This window comes from Halomonas sp. SpR8 (genome assembly GCF_031010195.1).
Lineage (GTDB): Bacteria > Pseudomonadota > Gammaproteobacteria > Pseudomonadales > Halomonadaceae > Vreelandella.
Genome location: NZ_JAUAMC010000009.1, coordinates 130,660 through 147,865 on the forward strand (window position 1 = coordinate 130,660; position 17,206 = coordinate 147,865).

Genomic DNA, 17,206 nt, shown 5'->3' on the forward strand with positions numbered 1-17,206 from the left:
TTTTACACGGCGAGCGATAGATGATTTGGGCGATGGCCCAAGACGAAGCGGGTGAAAAACTGGATAATGGCTGCCATTCGCCTACCGGCTTATGTATTTAACAGCCCAGGCACACTCATTACTCCGGACGCCCGCCCATGGAAATCAAAGTTAACTATCTCGACAACCTCCGCCTGGAGGCCAAGTTCGACGATTTTACGGTTATCTCCGACCAGCCGATTCGCTACAAGGGCGATGGCTCGGCGCCTGGGCCTTTCGACTACTTCCTGGCGTCTTCGGCCATGTGTGCGGCCTACTTTGTAAAGGTGTACTGCAACGCGCGGGATATCCCTACCGAAAATATCCGCCTTTCCCAGAACAATATCGTCGACCCGGAAGATCGCTATAAGCAGATTTTTAAAATCCAGGTCGAGCTGCCAGAAGATATTTCCGAGAAGGATCGCCAGGGCATTCTGCGCTCCATCGATCGCTGCACGGTTAAGAAAGTGGTGCAAACTGGCCCTGACTTCCAGATCGAGACGGTAGAGAACATCGACGAAGACGCCCAGGCGCTGCTGATGGGCGCGCCAGAAGGTAGCAGCACCTATATTGAGGGCAAAGACCTGCCGCTGGAGCAGACCATTGCCAATATGAGCGCGATACTTGCTAACCTTGGCATGAAGATCGAGATCGCCTCCTGGCGCAATATCGTGCCCCACGTTTGGTCGCTGCATATCCGCGATGCGGCCTCGCCAATGTGTTTTACCAACGGCAAAGGCGCGACCAAAGAGAGCGCGCTGTGTTCGGCATTGGGCGAGTTTATCGAGCGCTTGAGCTGCAATTTCTTCTACAACGATCAGTTCTTTGGCGAAGAGATTGCCAATAGCGAATTCGTTCACTACCCCAATGAGAAGTGGTTCCAGCCGGGCCCAAACGATGAACTGCCCGATGAGATTCTCGACGAGCACTGCTTGGCGATCTATAACCCGGAAGGCGAGCTTTGCGGTTCCAACCTGATTGATACCAACTCCGGCCGAGAGGATCGGGGCATCGTCTCGCTGCCTTATGTGCGTCAATCCGATGGCGAGACGGTCTATTTCCCCTCCAACCTGATCGAAAACCTATTCCTCAGTAACGGCATGAGCGCGGGCAATACCCTGGTGGAAGCCCAGGTGCAGTGCCTGTCGGAAATCTTCGAGCGGGCGGTAAAGCGTGAAATCTTGGAGCAGGAGTTGACCCTGCCGGATGTGCCGCAGGAGGTGCTGGCGAAATACCCCAGCATTGCCGAAGGCATCAACGCTTTGGAAGCCCAGGGGTTCCCGGTGCTAGTTAAGGATGCCTCCATGGGCGGGCAGTTCCCGGTGATGTGCGTCACCTTGATGAACCCGCGTACCGGTGGCGTGTTTGCCTCCTTTGGTGCCCACCCAAGCTTTGAAGTGGCGCTGGAGCGCAGCCTGACCGAATTGCTCCAGGGTCGCAGCTTTGAAGGCCTGAACGACTTGCCGTTACCGACCTTCAACTCGCAAACCGTGGCCGAGCCGAACAACTTCGTTGAGCACTTTATCGACTCGGTAGGCGTGGTCTCCTGGCGTTTCTTTAGCGCCAAGCCCGACTTTGAGTTCAGCGAGTGGGACTTCTCCGGCAGCAACGAGGAAGAAGCCGAGACGCTGTTCGGCATTTTTGAAGAACTGGGCGCCGAAGTATACATGGCCGTGCATGAAGATCTGGGCGCGCCGGTGTGCCGCATTCTGGTACCGGGCTACTCCGAGGTGTATCCGATTGAAGACCTGATTTGGGACAACACCAACAAGGCGTTGGATTACCGCGAAGATATTCTCAATCTGCACCGCCTGGATGACGACCAGCTAACCGACTTGGTCGAGCGGCTGGAAGAGAGCCAGATGGATGACCACGCCGATATCATCACGCTGATCGGTATCGAGTTCGACGAGAACACCGAGTGGGGCCAGCTCACCATTCTGGAACTGAAGCTGCTGATCTACCTAGCGCTGCAGCGCCATGAAGAGGCGCTGGACTGTGTGCAGATGTTCCTTCAGTACAACGACAACACCGTCGAGCGCGGCCTGTTCTATCAAGCGGTGAACGCGGTACTGGAAATAGTGCTGGATGATGAGCTGGAGCTTGAAGACTACCTGCACAACTTCCAGCGCATGTTCGGTGAAGCGACGATGGCGACTGTTGTTGGCTCGGTGGACGGCTCCGTGCGCTTCCATGGTCTAACGCCGACCAACATGCAGCTCGAAGGCCTGGAGCGCCACCAGCGCTTGATTGAAAGCTATAAAAAGCTCCACGCGGCACGGGCGGCGAAGGCGGGCATCTAAACGCAATGATGGTAAGCCTTTGGCTGGCGTTACGGTGCCAGCCAAGCTAGTTCTCCGCAGCCAGTTTGCTTTGAGCAGGCGCTCTAACCAGCAGAGTGGAACCAAGTTTGCTGGCTAAGGAATTCGATTAACTCGCTGCGAAATAGCTTTGCCCGCGCTGAAAGGCTACGCCGGTAGGGCCATACCAAGAAGATCTCTCGGTGGCGCCCCCGCCACTCAGGGAGCACCCGTATTAACTTCCCCGTTTGTAAGCTATTCGCCACCATGCTGGCGGGCATTAAGGCGACGCCTGCGCCCGATTTAGCGAGATTCAGCACAATATTCATATCGTTACTGATGTGAAAATGGCCCTTATGACAAGCGTGCTGGCTACCCGCTTGGTGGAACAATTGCCAATCGCTAAACATTTTTGCTGCCACGCTGGGGCACGCCTGCAATTCTTCAACCGTATGGGGAAGAGAGTGCTTCATCGTCGGTGAAGCCACCAAAATCGGCTCTATATAGCCGAGGTGTTTTTGGATCAGCGTCGAATCTTTTTGAGGCCCCGAGCGAAGCGCAATATCAGCCTGATGGTCGCGAATATCGACCACGTTGTTATCGAGTTCGATCGTCAACGCAATGTCAGGGTAGTGGTGTATAAAGTGACGCCAAAATGCGTCTAGCGGCCCGCTGCCCAAATTGACTGGCGCCATAATCTTCAACGGCCCGCTTAGGCTATGCAGTGCCTGATCCAGATCCAAAATACGCTGATCAAGGGCGAGCACCAGTTCCTCGCACTCACGGTAATACGACTCACCGTGGGGCGTTAACGTTAATCCTTTGGTTGAGCGATAGAGTAGCTCTACGCCTAGCGTGGCCTCCAGTGCACTTATGCGCCGCGACACGGTAGCAATAGTCATCTTCAGCGTTGCCGCCGCTGCGGTAAAGCTGCGTTGATTGGCAGCCACGATAAAGATGTTTAGATCATCCAAAGACGGTTTGCGCATTTTGCAATTCTGTAAAATGGTTTCTTATATATTGGCATAGTTTACCGTAATGGGTATTTGCTAGCCTTGGCACAGGTAAATAATGCTCTTAAGGATGCCCCATGAAACACAGAATTATTTTCGCGCTACTGATGTCTTTTACCCTCTCACTGATTATGTCGGCGTGGGTGACTTACGTGAATATCGGTGCTCATTCCGATTTTGTGGCTATTTGGATGCATGCATGGCTCCTTGCTTGGCCTGCCGCTGGGATCATCGCCTTTATCAGCGGCCCCTTTATCCATAAGTTAGCCCACCGCATTGCCGAGAAGATCTGATAGCTCGACTGAGACACTATGGTGCATCGGCTGATGCAGTGAGTGGATACAGCTACACAGTGTATCCGCTCTCAATACACCGCCACCTGATAGGCCGCTTTTGTAGTTGATTGAGGCAGGAGTGCTCGGGCGTGAAAGCGGCGTCAGTGCTTATCTTCGATGCGCAGCTTGACCACTTCATCTAACGCCAGACCGGTCACTGCGGCAATCTGTTCGTCGCTCAACACCCACGAATAAAAAGGGATACCTAGTTTATCGCTTCCTCCATCATGTGTGGTGCGCTGGATTATTTATCATCAGGTTTTTCAAAAACAGAAAACGGGTTATCTCTATTAGCTAAAGACGTAAACACTGCCGGGAAATATGCTGCTACCTATCAGAGCTAACCGGAGACACCCAGTGTGAATACATCACCCACTTCCGCTGTCGTTATGACCTTGCTTGCCACTTTTTTCTGGGGGTCAAACTTCCAAGCGACTAAAATTGCCATCGGCAGCCTTCCACCATGGACGGCTTCGGTGGAGCGTTTCATCATTGCTGTCGTGTGTATCTATGCGATCCTTTTGATAAAGGAAGGCATCCGTTGGGATATCCTCTCAAAAAACGTCGTCGCCTATGTTGTTTTAGGCATTATTGGCGTGGCGGGCTTCAATGGATCGCTTTTTGTGGGTCTACAGACATCAAGCCCGATCACGGCGTCACTGATCATGGCAACCACACCCATTTCCGCCAACATCATTGAGGCCTTCATAAATCGACAAGCACCCGATAAGGAAAGAATTCTCGGCATGATTATCAGTCTAGTCGGGGTATGCCTAGTGATCACCAACGGTCAGATACTAGTGGGCCACCTCGACTTCGCGTCAGGCGATATCATTATTCTAGCCGGGTCGATTGGCTGGGCTGCTTATACTGTAGGCACGCGTAAGTTTGTCTCGGATGCGACGCCTCTGGAAACCACTAGTTGGACAATGCTTTTCGGTACGTTGGCTCTCGCTGCCGTCGCTTTCACGGTTGAGAATCCGATTGCATCTATTCCTGCAGGATCGGGTATCAGTTTATTAGCGACAGTATGGATGGGTATCGCCGGGTCTGTACTGGCCTATTTGTTCTGGAATATTGGTATAGCGGTTGGTGGCCCTGGAAAGACCTCGATCTTTTTCAACTTTGTGCCCATCTTTGCGTTATTGATTCAGATGGCTATGGGCATCTTTCCGCATGGAGTACAACTAATTGGAGTTGCGATAACGATTCTGGGGATCCTGGTCGGCCAAGGTCGTTTAATAGACCTTAAAACTAAGTGTACTGCTAAAGTAAAAATCTGATGTTTAGCTAACCAATACCTCGCGGAAAGCCTTTATAATCATTGGTATTATAAACGTTGTGATACGAGTGTTTCCTGCTCGTTTTACATTAAAAGACTAGGTGATGTCATCACAAAGTATTTTTAATGTTTATTTGTCTGCCTTTTCAAGTCACTGCTGAAGCATAAAGCGCTGGCTGGACTCGTTTAGCTTTTTTTAAAAATATTAGATAGGTAAAAATATGACTAAATCTTATATCTTGGAAAGTCCTGAGAGGGGCTTGGTTCGCATGTGGCTTGCTATCGTTGTTTTAGGCATAGGGGCTTTCTCCATCGTTACAACAGAGCTAGCCCCCATTGGGCTATTGTCTTCTATCTCTGGAGATTTAGAAAAGTCAGAAGCCGCCATTGGCATTACTGTAACAGTTTATGCATGGATTGGCGCATTAAGCGCGCTCTTATCTACCCTATGGCTGGGTAATATTCCTCGTAAGCCACTGTTGATTGCTCTCATGCTGGGACTGGCCGTCTCAAATGGAGTAGCTATGGCCTCTTTTAATTTTTCGGCACTACTGGGAGCCCGTGTTATTGGTGCAGTCTTCCATGGGCTTTTCTGGGCTATGATTGGGGCTTTAGCAGCACAGATAGCGCCAGCCCGTCATGTTGGCTTAGCCACATCGATAGTGTTTGGTGGCGTGTCGGCTGCAAGCGTCATGGGGGTACCATTATCGTCTTTAGTTGGACATGCTGAGGGATGGAGGGTTGCCTTCGGAGCAATTGCCGCACTTTGCTTTTGCGCTGCGCTTGCGATGGTTATCCTGATACCGACTACTAAAGCTGAGGCACCCGTCGGGCGAAGAGCTCTCATTGAAGTATTCCAGCGGAAAGACCTAAGAGGAATATACCTTGCAACGGTATTTGCCGTTACAGCGCACTTTGCGGCTTTTACCTTTATTGAACCATTCTTATCTAGTAAGTCAGCTATTTCGGGGCCGTTGATTGTCGTGATGCTTTTCAGCTTTGGGGCGGCGGGGCTTGTTGGCAATGTATTGGCCGGTATTTTGATTGATAAATATCTCAAACCTTTAATTGTGTTGTCTTTGATCTCCATGAGTGTCGCTTTGATCATTTTAGCGATATTTGGTAATGACATAAGTATTCTATTGCTGTTAGGGCTGATTGTTGTTTGGGGGGGCGCGATAGCTATTATTTTCGTGGGATTCCAAGCTTGGATACTTCGTGTAGCAGGTGATGCTGCCCTTCCTGCTTCTGCCATCTATGTCTCAATCTTCAATGCAGCAATCGGCACCGGCGCAATGGTGGGTGCCTGGGTATTAGGCTGGGCCGGGCTGACTGGGGTTATCGGATTTGCAGGTGGAGCAGTGGCGATAAGTATTGTTCTTATTGCAGTGTGCCGATCGCCTGTGAGCGGATAATGTTTTTAACGATAAAGTGGGGTGGAATATGGATGACAAGACGGCAAGAGGCAAAGACATTATGAATCAGCTTGAAGCAGGCGCTGGAGACCGAGTCACGGCAAGGCTTGCCGAGCTTGATGCGGGGCTCTCGAGACTGGTTACAGATTATGCTTTCGCCGATGTGGTGGGTAGGCCAGGGCTGGATCTGAAAACACGTGAAATGCTTACAGTAGCTGCTCTTACTGCGATGGGAACAGCGCAAGGGCAGTTAGAGTTTCATATGCGTGCTGCGTTAAATGTAGGCGTTAGCAAGGAGGAGTTGCTTGAAATCGTTATTCAGATGGCCGTGTATGCTGGTGTGCCAGCCTGCATGAATGGGATTACTGCTTACCGAAGTGCTTTAAATAGCCAGTCTAGTTCTTGCTAAGAGGTGTTGGCTTTTATCATCGGATATTTTATTCACAAATTAGCCTATCGCATTGCTGAGAAGATCTAACAACTAGCTTGATGCACTCGCTGATGCAGTGAGTGCATCAACTGCATTGCGGCTCAGCTCTCAATGCACCGCCGCGTGGTAGGACGCACCGAACTTTTTCGCCAACTCCGCAAGACGCTTGTCTAGCGTCCAAAGCTGCGTATCGGGCGTGATGAGTGTGGAGGCAAGCAGGCACATATCGACTAAACCGCACCCCAGGCCATAGAGCTTTTCGCGTTCGATGAAATCCATCACTTCCGACAAGCTAGCTTGCTGACATGGTCGCAAGAGGGCAACACTCTCTAGCGTTTGAGTGCGTGGGGAAGGGGGAGTACCGCAGGCGAGTTCAACCAAAACCATTGGGTGGTTGAGTACAAGATCTTGTTCGATCAATTCGACCAGGGCGTCGTTTCGTTTTCTGAAATGATCGACCCAGACCGATGTGTCGACTAGCACGCTCATTGCGCTGAGGGTTCCTCGCGACGCCGGGGTATGTCGGGCATCTCTGGCGCAGTGCCGCCCAAGGCAGCTAGACGCCGACCGGCTTGCACGCGGACATAGGTCTTCATGGCTTCCCGAAAGAGGTCTGATGGTTTGTCCATTCCCGGTTCGGCCAGCGCCAATGCTTGCTCGTACAGCGCATCGTCGATGGTAACAGTGGTTCGCATTGTTCACTCCTGCCTAGTCGTTCACTAGCTTGCATCAATATTGATGTGATTTAACGTCAATTTATGCATCGTTTCAAGCGCGCATAGCAATAACATCATCGGATGACTGCTCTGACCATTCTCACCAGCGGTCATCACCTCGCCCAGCTGTACCGAATTCATACGCCTGATGCACTATGGTGCACTCGCTGATGCAGTGAGTGCACACAACTGCACCGCTGCGCCAAATTTAATTCTGCCCCACGCTTGGTAAAACGTTCTCCGCGGCGCGAATTCCAAAAGCGCGATAGCAAACGACGCGAATTCCAACATAACGCTAATACAAAAACGCGGAGAGAATCACATGCTCGATATGCTCAATGACCTCCTGTGGGGGAAGGTTCTACTAGTGCTGCTGGTGGGCGTTGGCATCGGTTTTACCGTTGCCTCCCGCTTTGTGCAGTTTCGCTATTTCGGTGAGATGTTTCGTATCCTGGGTTCCGGCCAGGCGTTTAAGCGTAACCAGCACGGCCATTTAAGCTCGTTTCAGGCACTGGTGCTGTCGGTGGCTGGGCGCGTCGGTGGCGGCAACATCGCCGGTGTGGCGGTCGCGATTACCCTGGGTGGCCCAGGGGCGATTTTCTGGATGTGGCTGGTTGGCTTGATGGGCATGGCCACCAGCTTTTTGGAGTGTACCCTGGCGCAGACCTATAAAGAGGCCGAAGGTGATGGCACTTATCGCGGCGGCCCTGCGTACTATATCGTTAAAGGGCTAGGTAAGCAGTGGCGTTGGCTGGCAGCGTTCTACTCGGTATTGCTGCTGTTGACCTTTGGCTTTGCGTTTACCGCACTACAGTCATATTCGGTAGCGACCTCTTTCGGTGACGCTTTCGGTGTGCCGGTACTGTATAGCGGCATTGGTCTTGCCATGCTGGTTGGGCTGATTATTTTCGGCGGTATCAAGCGGATTGCACGTATTTCCGAGTTTTTGGTGCCCTTTATGGCAGTGAGCTATATCGCCATTGCGCTGCTGGTTATCGCCATGAATATTACCGAAATCCCTGGCGTGATTGCCCTGATTGTAAAGAGTGCCTTCGGCCTTGAACCGCTGATTGGTGGAGGTATTGGCGCGGCGATCATGATGGGCCTGAAACGTGGCCTGTTCTCAAACGAAGCGGGTCTGGGCAGTGCGCCCAATGTGGCGGCGGTGGCCTACGTGGCGCACCCGGCTAACCAGGGTATCGTGCAGGCGTTCTCGGTATTTATCGATACTGTGATTATCTGTTCCGCTACGGCGTTTTTGATTCTGCTCAGTGGTGCATACGACCCTACTGTGGGCGCTGGCGTTGAGGGCATCGCGCTAACTCAAGCCGCATTGGCCGACCACGTGGGCGAGTGGGGACGCACTTTTGTCAGCTTGGCACTGCTGCTGTTTGCCTTCAGCACCATTCTGTACAACTACTACCTGGGTGAGAACAGCCTCAACTTCTTCAGCCGCGACAACCAGAACCTGTTTAACGCCTTCCGTGTCGCTATCGTGCTGCTGGTCTGCTGGGGAGCCACTACCGATTTGGGCACCGTATTTGGCTTTGCGGATGTCACCATGGGGCTCTTGGCGGTCGTCAACTTGATTGCACTGATTCTGCTGTTCAAGTGTGGCCTGCGCATTTTGAAAGACTTCGATGTGCAGCGTCGGCAGGGCATCAAACAGCCGATTTTTGATGCAAACCAGCATCCAGATCTAGACCTGGACCCTAAAGCCTGGGAGCTAGATCCTGAAGAGGCTGAAGCGTTAAAGCAGCGCCTGGAAGGCGCGCCTGCGAAGTAAAGACTAAATTGTAATGATAAGGAGAGGAGCGCCCATGCCCCGCGTACTGATGCTCTATACCGGTGGAACGATTGGTATGCAGCCATCGCCACAAGGCTACGTGCCCTGCGCGGGGTTGGCCGAACGCCTATCAACGCATTTGGCCCTGGGTGACCCTTATCGGCTGCCAGCGTTTGATGTGCTGGAAATGCAGCCGCTGATTGATAGCGCCGAGTTAATGCCCGAGGCCTGGAATCGCCTGGTAGCGGTGCTGGAAAGCCATTGGCAGCACTATGATGCCTTTGTGGTGCTGCACGGCACCGATACCATGGCATACAGCGCCGCTGCACTTTCGTTTATGCTCGGCGCGCTTAACAAGCCGGTGATCTTCACCGGCTCCCAAATTCCACTGGGTGAGCCAAGAAGCGATGCGCTGAATAATGTGGTCAGCGCGCTGCAGATTGCGGCTCACCCCACGACACCTTGCGAAGTCAGCCTGGCATTTCACGACCGCCTGCTGCGCGGTAACCGGGCGCGCAAGGTGCGCACTAACGGCTTGGATGCCTTCGACTCGCCCAACTTCCCCTGGCTTGCCGAACTGGGCATTGGCGTAAGTTTCCTCCAGCATTTGGCACTGCTGAGCGGCTTACCGAATTTTGCGCCTATCGAGGTGGACGACGAGGCGGTAGCGGTACTGCCGCTGCATCCAGGGATGTCGCTGCGCCGCGCGAAAATGCTGCTGGAAGATGAAACGCTAAAAGGCCTGGTGCTGCATAGCTACGGAGTAGGCAACCCGCCTAGCTTTGAAGGCGAGCTGCTTAACGCCTTGAAGACGGCTAACGAGCGAGGCGTAGCGCTGCTCAATGTGACTCAGTGTGCCCAAGGCGAAGTGGTACAGGGGGCTTACGCCACCGGCGCCGAGCTTAATCAAGTGGGCGTTATTCCTGGAGGCGATATCACCCTGGAAGCCGCCATCGCGAAGCTCACTGTGCTGCTAGGTCGTGGGTTAGCTGGTGGGACTCTTCGGCAGGCCTTGAAGAGTGCTATGCGGGGCGAGTGTAGCGCAGCGCATTAGGTATTCAGTCTCAGCTTACCCAAAAAACCAATAGCACACGGCAATAGCAGTGGTAACGCCAGCGAAGTCAGCCACCAGCGCGCAACCTAGTCCGTGGCGAATGCGCGTGATGCCCACCGCGCCAAAGTAGACAGCTAGCACATAGAAAGTAGTTTCAGTGCTGCCCTGCATGGTGGCTGCGAGTAGGCCTGGAAAGCTATCGACGCCAAAGGTGTCCATGGTTTCGATCATCATGGCGCGGGCTCCACTGCCGGAAAGCGGCTTCACAAAGGCGGTGGGCAGCGCATCCACAAAGCGGGTATCCCAGCCAAAGCCCTCTACCAGCCAGCGGATGCCGCTTAGGCCCGCATCTAGCACGCCACTGGCGCGTAGCACGCCGACCGCCACCAGCATGGCAATCAAGTAGGGAAGCAGCGTAATGGTAAAGCTCAACCCTTCTTTAGCGCCTTCGATAAAAGCGTCATACACCCTTACTCCACGCAGCGCGCCGACCACCAGAAACATCATCACGATGCTAAATAGCGTCAGGTTGCCGACCAGGGTAGAGGCTGCGGCCAGCGCTTGAGCGGACATTCCTGCTAGCGTGGTAATTAAAAGCCCCAAGGCAAGTGCTGCGGCGAGTAAATAGGCAAGCACGATGGGCTGCCATAGCTTTAAGCGCTGCATTATGGAGACAGCTAACAGCCCTGCGAGACTAGAGGCGGTTGTGGCTAAAAGAATAGGTAAAAACACCAGCGTGGGATCGGCAGCGCCTTGCTGGGCGCGGTACATAAAAATGGTGACCGGCAATAGCGTAAGCGATGAGGTATTGAGCACCAGAAACAGAATTTGCGCGTTGCTGGCGGTCTCGCTACTAGGGTTGAGGTTCTGCAGCGAGTGCATCGCCTTGATGCCGATCGGCGTGGCGGCGTTGTCCAGGCCCAGGATATTGGCCGCGAAGTTCATACTGATCAGCCCCATGGCGGGGTGACCGCGGGGAACCTCAGGCATTAAGCGGCAAAACAACGGGTCAAGCACCCGCCCCAGCAAGCGAATCAAGCCCGCCTTTTCGGCAATCGAAAGAAACCCCAGCCACAGCGTCATGGTGCCCAGCAGCACCAGAATAATATCAACGCTCACTTCCGCCATATCGAACAGTGATTGCACCAGACGGGCAAACACCTCGCTGTCGCCGCCCACTAACCACTGCCAAAGCGAAGCCGCGAAGGCCGCGATAAAGAAACTTAACCAAATTCCGTTGAGCATGAGGGGCAGGCATCCTGGGCAGCGAAACGATCGATGACGCCAATCCTACCCAATTCAGGGCGCTACAACACTAGTGGGGTTAACAAGCTTAGGCTACGCCGTCACGAATGCTGATAAAGTAGCTTTCGCTACCGATCTGTCCACCTTTTAAGGCTACCTCCAAGCCATTGAGCGCAGGCTGGTCACTATGGGCGATGCAGAGCGGGGAGCCTGGTGTTTCCGGCAGCGGTAGGCGCGTGGTTAGAGCGTGTACGCCAAGTTGGCTAAGCGCATGGCTGGAGGTATCTCCGCCAGCAATCACGATGCGTTTAAGACCATGGGCTTCTACCATCTGACGTAATAACTGACCTAACGAGCGACCAATAAGGTGGCGAGCCTTTTCCCCGCCCTGATGCACAGCATCCGCATCGCTGTTTGGCCCCATAGCAGTGTACACAATCACGCTTTCGCCCTGATTGAGTGCCTCAATGGCTTCTTTTAATACCTGATGCAGCGTATTGGCATGGGTACGTTCGTCGATAAGTTTGACGACATCGATAGCAATGGCGCGAAAGCCAATGGCTTCAGCAAAACGAATTTGCCGGGCAGTTACTTCAGAGCAACTGCCTGAAACCACGGCAATTTGTTCAACCGCTCCAGGAGAGGAGAACAGCGGCGCGCTTTTGGGGATTAGTGCCTGTTTTCGCCATGTGTCGACTAGCGCATATTCGACAGCGGATGAACCCACGACGAAGCTGCCATCGGGTAAGCGCGTTCGCCACAGCTGTTCACCTACGCTTGCCTGATGGTTACGGTTCAGCGTGTCGTACAGCATTACGTCGTTGGCGTGGCTAAGCTGGTCGACTTGAGTGTCGGTATTGGCAGCTTCGAGACACAGCAAATCGGCTAAGCCAATGACGAGCTGGGTTTGTTTCGCCAAGTGTCGTCTTAGGTCAGCCTCCGCCATCGGGGTTACTGGGTGACGACTCATCACCGGGTGGCGGTCTATACGGTGTACCTCTCCGTCGAAGGCAGCAAAATGCTGGCCAAACACGGTATAGCGCTTTAGCTGAGGGGCACCGACCACCAGCGGTACGCAGCGTTGCGCGAACAGGGCTTTGCCTATTTCTAGTGCCTTGCCGATATTGCCAATATTCGGTGCGCTATCAAAGGTTGAACACACCTTGTAGTGACATAGCGAAGCGTTAAGGGATTTCAGCCATACCAGTGCGTTGTTGAGGTGTGTTTCCATCCACTCTGGGGATTCGCTGCGGCTGGTGCCCGCTAAGCCAATCGCGGAGTAATCGGCAAACGGGGCTAATTTTTCTTCGCTTTGAGGTGCCAGGAAAAGCACTGTTTTTATCCCATGCAGGCTTAACGCTTCCATGACATCGGTTGAACCAGTGAGGTCATCGCCGTAATAAGAGAGAAGGAGAGGCGTGCTCATACGCTAAAGGTCTCCATGGCCTGGGCAAGTTCTTGGTGCTCATGGGCATAAGTTGCCAGCGGAATACCCTTCATGGCGGCTTGCCACGCTTGGCGTAGGCTAGCTACACCACCGGAAATACCACCGGGGTGAGCCATAATGCCGCCGCCACAGCAGTAAATCAGGTCACTATTGCCCAATGCCTGATAGGTGTCAGCCACCTGGACGGCGCTCTGCCCCGACGAGAAAACCGGCACTATCTGATAACCTGCTGCAGGCGCCTTAAACATGGGGGTTTGGCAAGCGCGTGCGCTGTTAATCACGCTAGCGTCCTCTTCGCTAAATTTATTGCGCAGGCCATTGACGTGGATATGATCCACACCCGCTAGCCGCCACAGTTTATGGTAAGCGTCAAACGCCATCCCCAGGTGAGGTGAACGGCTCAACATGCCCCAGCCTGCGCGGTGGCCATGCAGCGCTACCTGGCAGTGTCGGCGCAAGTGTGCGACACCGGCTAAGCCAACACTGTTGACGGCGACCATCACGCAGGTGCCGCCAGCAGCCACCACATAGTCATGCTGCGCACGCATCTCGTCGATATCACCGCTGATATTAAAGGCGTACATTACCTTTTTACCGCTGCGCTCCGCATGGGCGTTGATAATGGGCATGATGGCATCGACGCGCGCCCGTAGTGGGTTATGGGGGCCGTTGGCCTGCAGTTCGTCGTCTTTAATAAAATCAATACCTCCTGCCACGAGTTGCGCCACCATGTCAGCGGTTTCAGCCGGAGATAAGCCCACGCTGGGCTTGATAATGGTGCCAATTAGCGGACCGCTGGTAATACCGGTTAGTTGACGTGTACCAGAGGCACCAAACTGGGGGCCAGGATAGGCGTCCGCAAAGGCATCGGGTAAGTCGATATCCAGTAGCTTAAGTGCGGAAAACTCTTTGAGTTCAAACAGGTTGCCCGCAACGGTAGAAACTAGATTCGGCAGAGAGGAGCCCATGTTTTCCAGCGGCCAGGAGAGTTCCACTAGTGCACGCTGAAACAGGGTGTGGCCTCGCGGTGCCAGATCATCGCGCATGGGAAGCGAAGGAGTATCAACCGCGTCCAGTGTCTCAATGCTTTCGACGATGGCCCCATGGGCTTCCCTCAGGGCGTCGGTTTCATTGGCTAAGCGAGTAAAGGTGCCGGACGACTGCTCACCAGCCATGACTTGAGCCGCATGTTCAACCGAGTAGGGCGTCTCAATCAGGTAGCGGGCGTGAATTCGTGTGCTCATCAATTAGACTCCGACAGTTCAAAAAAGAAGATCGCGTAGAAACAGCGAGATCATCGGCACATAGGTAATCAGCATCAGGCAGGTGATGATGGTGAGCACCGGCGGGAGCAAAAATCGAAATAGCTGCTCGACGGGTAGCTTGGCTACCTGTGCGGCGGCAAATAGGTTGACGCCTAACGGTGGAGTGAACATCCCCAGCGCTAGATTGACGACGATCACTATGCCGAAATGCACGGGGTCAATGCCGAATCCAATCGCGATCGGTGCCAGGATGGGAGCGAGAATCAAAATGGCCGCAGAGGTCTCGATGAACATGCCGACCACTAACAGCAGCATGTTGATTGCCAGCAGGAAAGTGTAGCGGTTATCAAAAGTGTTCTGTGCCCAGGCGCCAATATCACTGGCCAAGCCTGAACGTCCAATGACAAAACTGAGGATGGAGGCCGCAGCAATAATCAGCATGATCGAACCTGCTGACAGGGCGCTTTCACGGAAAATACGCGGCAGATCACTCAGTTTTATGGTGCGGTAAACCACCATGCCTAAAAACAGCCCATACAACACAGCCACCGCGGAGGCTTCGGTGGGGGTAAAGATGCCGCCGTAAATCCCACCGATAATAATGACTGGCATTAACAGAGCGAGAAAGGCACTGCGAAAGGCGGGCCAAATCGGTGAGCGTAAATCACCATCCTGTGTGCCATAGCCTTTTAAGCGACACCAAATAATGACCATCACAATCAGGGCTAGCCCGATCATTAGGCCGGGGCCGAAGCCAGCGAGAAACAGCTGGGTAATGGAGGTTTCTGTGCTGACACCGTAGAGAATCAATGGCACAGAAGGGGGAATGATAATACCCAGTTCTGCTGAGGAGGCCTGGATAGAGGCAGCCATCGGTGGCGGATAGCCGCGAGCTACCATGGCCGGAATCAAGATGGCACCGATGGCAAAGGTCGTGGCCACACTGGAGCCTGAAATGGCTGCAAACATCATGCACGTCACTACGCAGGTACAGGCTAAGCCGCCCTGAATGCCACCTACCAGCGAGCGGGCAAACTCAACCATGCGAGTAGCAATGCCGCCGTTGCTCATGATATGGCCGGCTAAAATGAAGAATGGCACCGCCATCAACGGAAAACTATCCAGCCCCACGAACATGCGCTGTGGGACGACCAGAAGCGGAACGCTGCTGAAGAAGTAAAGACCAATCACCGCGGTTAAGGCAATGGCAACCGCAATGGGTATCGACAGGGCAAACAGCGCGATCAACGCTGAGCCGATCGCCAGGTTCATGGTGTTTCTCCTGCATCAGAACGGATAGGGTTTGTTCGTTGTTGGTTGTGATGATGCTGATATTCGGCACAAAGTTGACGTGCAACCACAGCGACGATTGCGACGGCACAGCCGGTGGGTATAGAGGCGTAAAACCATGACATAGGAATTTCGAGCATGGCGATTTGCTGGCCGGAGACGCGCAGTGATATCAGATACCCCTGCCAGACAAGAATAGTGAGCAGTGTTAATACGGCGGTACATACCAAACGCTGACCATAAATGCGTAAGCGCGGCGGTAAGCGATCAAGGAAAAGGTCAATGGAGATCATGGCGCCATACCAAAACGCTGCTGCGCTGACCAAAAATACGCTCCAAATGATTAATCCCCGCGCCAGGATTTCCGACCAGGCAGCGGGGTCGCCGAGGATAAAGCGGGTAAAGACTTGGTAGGAGACCAAGGCGACCGCAATGGCGAGGAGTATTGCAGCAAGATTATGAGTGAGCTTGATGAGCCCCTGGGCCAAGGTAGGGAGTAGCGACAACATAAGCGTAAACCTCATCGTCGGGGAGAAAGTGCCTCCCATAAGGGAGGCAAGCAGCAAAGCGTGGCTCACTCGGTCGCGCGGATACGCTCCAGTAGCTCACTGCCATACTCTTCGGCATAGCGTTCGTAGGCAGGCTCGACAGCTTCACGGAACTGCTCGTAATCAATCTCGGTGACGACTTCCATGCCGTTGCTGCGCAGCAGATCAACGCCTTCCTCTTCTATACGCTGTACGGCATCGCGTGAGGTCTGAGCGGCTACCTGGGCGGCTTCTCGGAACCAGCCCTGCTGCTCTTCACTCAAGTCATCCCAATAGATTTTGGACATCACCAGGGCAGTGGGGGAGTAAACGTGGCCGGTCAGTGTCAGGTAATCCTGGATCTCCCACATATTGTTAACGGTCAAAATCGGTATCGGGTTTTCTTGGCCGTCGATTGTGCCTTGCTGTAGAGCCGTAATGACTTCTGTCCAAGAAATGGGCGTTGGCGCGGCGCCCAAGGCTTTGAAGGTTTCCAGATGCACCTGGTTCTCCATGGTGCGAATCTTCATGCCTTCCATGTCTTCGGGCGTTTCAACAGGACGCACGCTATTGGTTAAGTGTCGAAAACCGTTTTCCGCCCAGGCCAAACCAATTAAGCCTTCGTCTTCGAATTCCTCCAGTAGCGATTGACCAATCTCGCCATCCAGCACTTTATGGGCGTGATCGTAGTCGCGGAACAAAAATGGGAAATCGAGGGCGTAAACCGAGGGGACGAAATTACCGATAGGACCGGTTGAGGTTAGTGTCAGCTCCACTGAGCCGATTTGTAGGCCTTCAAGCACATCTCGCTCGCCGCCTAATGCACTGGCAGGGCGCAGATTGATTTTAAATTCACCGTCACTGAGCCGGTCGATCTCGTCAGCAAACGCCTGACCAGCTTCACCGTAGTGGGAATTGAGCGGCGGTGTGAATGCAAGGTTCATCTCCTGAACGGCAAACGCCGAAGTGCTGGTGGCCAGTGCAAGGGAAGCGGTGATGATGGCGGTGATTTTAATGAGTCGAAAGGTAGTCATGTTCTACTCCAGATTGTTGTAATTAGTGTTGGTTTTTTCTGCTAGCGCA

16 protein-coding genes are annotated in these 17,206 nt (G+C 53.5%); 7 read left to right on the forward strand and 9 right to left on the reverse strand.

From position 1 onward, the window contains the following. Window positions 1-137 precede the first annotated feature (137 nt). The gene (locus tag QT230_RS17365; RefSeq protein WP_308323415.1) at window positions 138-2,321 is read left to right on the forward strand and encodes an OsmC domain/YcaO domain-containing protein; all 2,184 of its coding nucleotides are present in this window, start codon (window positions 138-140) and stop codon (window positions 2,319-2,321) included. 83 nt (window positions 2,322-2,404) lie between these two features. On the opposite strand, the gene QT230_RS17370 is transcribed toward QT230_RS17365, so the two are convergent. Further along, a complete protein-coding gene (locus QT230_RS17370) occupies window positions 2,405-3,307 on the reverse strand; it encodes a LysR family transcriptional regulator (RefSeq protein WP_308323416.1) in 903 nt (300 codons plus the stop codon). A gap of 101 nt (window positions 3,308-3,408) precedes the next feature. On the opposite strand from QT230_RS17370, the gene QT230_RS17375 reads away from it, so the two are divergent. The 4 genes from QT230_RS17375 (at window position 3,409) to QT230_RS17390 (ending at window position 6,772) form a co-directional block, all read left to right on the forward strand. Next, entirely contained in the window at window positions 3,409-3,624 is a 216-nt protein-coding gene (locus tag QT230_RS17375) for a DUF2798 domain-containing protein (protein ID WP_064234278.1), read from the forward strand. Window positions 3,625-4,025: 401 nt separating this feature from the next. Then, window positions 4,026-4,949: a DMT family transporter gene (locus tag QT230_RS17380; protein WP_308323417.1), complete on the forward strand. Its 924-nt coding sequence runs from the start codon at window positions 4,026-4,028 to the stop codon at window positions 4,947-4,949. Window positions 4,950-5,169: 220 nt separating this feature from the next. Further along, entirely contained in the window at window positions 5,170-6,363 is a 1,194-nt protein-coding gene (locus QT230_RS17385; protein ID WP_308323418.1) for an MFS transporter, read from the forward strand. Window positions 6,364-6,391: 28 nt separating this feature from the next. Further along, a complete protein-coding gene (locus QT230_RS17390) occupies window positions 6,392-6,772 on the forward strand; it encodes a carboxymuconolactone decarboxylase family protein (protein WP_308323419.1) in 381 nt (126 codons plus the stop codon). 129 nt (window positions 6,773-6,901) lie between these two features. Here QT230_RS17390 and QT230_RS17395 read toward each other — a convergent pair whose 3' ends face one another. Together QT230_RS17395 and QT230_RS17400 are read right to left on the reverse strand one after the other, a co-directional pair. Further along, a complete protein-coding gene (locus tag QT230_RS17395) occupies window positions 6,902-7,282 on the reverse strand; it encodes a PIN domain-containing protein (protein WP_308323420.1) in 381 nt (126 codons plus the stop codon). Continuing rightward, window positions 7,279-7,488 carry a type II toxin-antitoxin system VapB family antitoxin gene (locus tag QT230_RS17400; protein WP_308323421.1) on the reverse strand — a complete coding sequence of 70 codons (210 nt, stop codon included), beginning with the start codon at window positions 7,486-7,488 and terminating at the stop codon, window positions 7,279-7,281. Before QT230_RS17400 ends, QT230_RS17395 begins: the two co-directional genes overlap by 4 nt. 343 nt (window positions 7,489-7,831) lie before the next feature. Between QT230_RS17400 and QT230_RS17405 the strand changes: the two genes are divergently transcribed. Both QT230_RS17405 and QT230_RS17410 read left to right on the forward strand, forming a co-directional pair. After that, the gene (locus QT230_RS17405) at window positions 7,832-9,295 is read left to right on the forward strand and encodes an alanine/glycine:cation symporter family protein (RefSeq protein WP_308323422.1); all 1,464 of its coding nucleotides are present in this window, start codon (window positions 7,832-7,834) and stop codon (window positions 9,293-9,295) included. Window positions 9,296-9,329: 34 nt separating this feature from the next. Continuing rightward, window positions 9,330-10,349 (forward strand): asparaginase, encoded by a 1,020-nt coding sequence (locus QT230_RS17410; RefSeq protein WP_308323423.1) that lies wholly within the window; start codon window positions 9,330-9,332, stop codon window positions 10,347-10,349. Window positions 10,350-10,364: 15 nt separating this feature from the next. Here QT230_RS17410 and QT230_RS17415 read toward each other — a convergent pair whose 3' ends face one another. The 6 genes from QT230_RS17415 to QT230_RS17440 all read right to left on the reverse strand — a co-directional run bounded on the left by QT230_RS17415 (window position 10,365) and on the right by QT230_RS17440 (window position 17,157). Then, window positions 10,365-11,594, reverse strand: a complete 1,230-nt coding sequence (locus QT230_RS17415) for a nucleoside recognition domain-containing protein (protein WP_308323424.1) — start codon at window positions 11,592-11,594, stop codon at window positions 10,365-10,367. 88 nt (window positions 11,595-11,682) lie between these two features. After that, window positions 11,683-13,020, reverse strand: coding sequence for a four-carbon acid sugar kinase family protein (locus QT230_RS17420; protein ID WP_308323425.1), 1,338 nt, complete (start codon window positions 13,018-13,020; stop codon window positions 11,683-11,685). After that, the gene (locus QT230_RS17425) at window positions 13,017-14,285 is read right to left on the reverse strand and encodes a ribulose-bisphosphate carboxylase large subunit family protein (protein ID WP_308323426.1); all 1,269 of its coding nucleotides are present in this window, start codon (window positions 14,283-14,285) and stop codon (window positions 13,017-13,019) included. Before QT230_RS17425 ends, QT230_RS17420 begins: the two co-directional genes overlap by 4 nt. Window positions 14,286-14,303: 18 nt before the next feature. Beyond that, on the reverse strand, window positions 14,304-15,578 hold the full coding sequence (locus QT230_RS17430; RefSeq protein WP_308323427.1) for a TRAP transporter large permease: 1,275 nt from the start codon (window positions 15,576-15,578) through the stop codon (window positions 14,304-14,306). Beyond that, entirely contained in the window at window positions 15,575-16,105 is a 531-nt protein-coding gene (locus QT230_RS17435; RefSeq protein WP_308323428.1) for a TRAP transporter small permease, read from the reverse strand. The genes QT230_RS17430 and QT230_RS17435 overlap by 4 nt, the downstream gene beginning before the upstream one ends. Before the next feature lie 65 nt (window positions 16,106-16,170). Continuing rightward, a complete protein-coding gene (locus QT230_RS17440; protein WP_308323429.1) occupies window positions 16,171-17,157 on the reverse strand; it encodes a TRAP transporter substrate-binding protein in 987 nt (328 codons plus the stop codon). Between the last annotated feature and the right edge of the window lie 49 nt (window positions 17,158-17,206).

What these genes read in the sequence shown, in the direction of transcription:
- QT230_RS17400 (WP_308323421.1), bottom strand. Translation starts at nt 7,488, where the DNA reads ATGCGAACCACTGTTACCATCGACGATGCGCTGTACGAGCAAGCATTG.
- QT230_RS17435 (WP_308323428.1), bottom strand. Translation starts at nt 16,105, where the DNA reads ATGTTGTCGCTACTCCCTACCTTGGCCCAGGGGCTCATCAAGCTCACT.
- QT230_RS17430 (WP_308323427.1), bottom strand. Translation starts at nt 15,578, where the DNA reads ATGAACCTGGCGATCGGCTCAGCGTTGATCGCGCTGTTTGCCCTGTCG.
- QT230_RS17425 (WP_308323426.1), bottom strand. Translation starts at nt 14,285, where the DNA reads ATGAGCACACGAATTCACGCCCGCTACCTGATTGAGACGCCCTACTCG.
- QT230_RS17365 (WP_308323415.1), top strand. Translation starts at nt 138, where the DNA reads ATGGAAATCAAAGTTAACTATCTCGACAACCTCCGCCTGGAGGCCAAG.
- QT230_RS17375 (WP_064234278.1), top strand. Translation starts at nt 3,409, where the DNA reads ATGAAACACAGAATTATTTTCGCGCTACTGATGTCTTTTACCCTCTCA.
- QT230_RS17390 (WP_308323419.1), top strand. Translation starts at nt 6,392, where the DNA reads ATGGATGACAAGACGGCAAGAGGCAAAGACATTATGAATCAGCTTGAA.
- QT230_RS17395 (WP_308323420.1), bottom strand. Translation starts at nt 7,282, where the DNA reads ATGAGCGTGCTAGTCGACACATCGGTCTGGGTCGATCATTTCAGAAAA.
- QT230_RS17405 (WP_308323422.1), top strand. Translation starts at nt 7,832, where the DNA reads ATGCTCGATATGCTCAATGACCTCCTGTGGGGGAAGGTTCTACTAGTG.
- QT230_RS17385 (WP_308323418.1), top strand. Translation starts at nt 5,170, where the DNA reads ATGACTAAATCTTATATCTTGGAAAGTCCTGAGAGGGGCTTGGTTCGC.
- QT230_RS17420 (WP_308323425.1), bottom strand. Translation starts at nt 13,020, where the DNA reads ATGAGCACGCCTCTCCTTCTCTCTTATTACGGCGATGACCTCACTGGT.
- QT230_RS17415 (WP_308323424.1), bottom strand. Translation starts at nt 11,594, where the DNA reads ATGCTCAACGGAATTTGGTTAAGTTTCTTTATCGCGGCCTTCGCGGCT.
- QT230_RS17370 (WP_308323416.1), bottom strand. Translation starts at nt 3,307, where the DNA reads ATGCGCAAACCGTCTTTGGATGATCTAAACATCTTTATCGTGGCTGCC.
- QT230_RS17410 (WP_308323423.1), top strand. Translation starts at nt 9,330, where the DNA reads ATGCCCCGCGTACTGATGCTCTATACCGGTGGAACGATTGGTATGCAG.
- QT230_RS17440 (WP_308323429.1), bottom strand. Translation starts at nt 17,157, where the DNA reads ATGACTACCTTTCGACTCATTAAAATCACCGCCATCATCACCGCTTCC.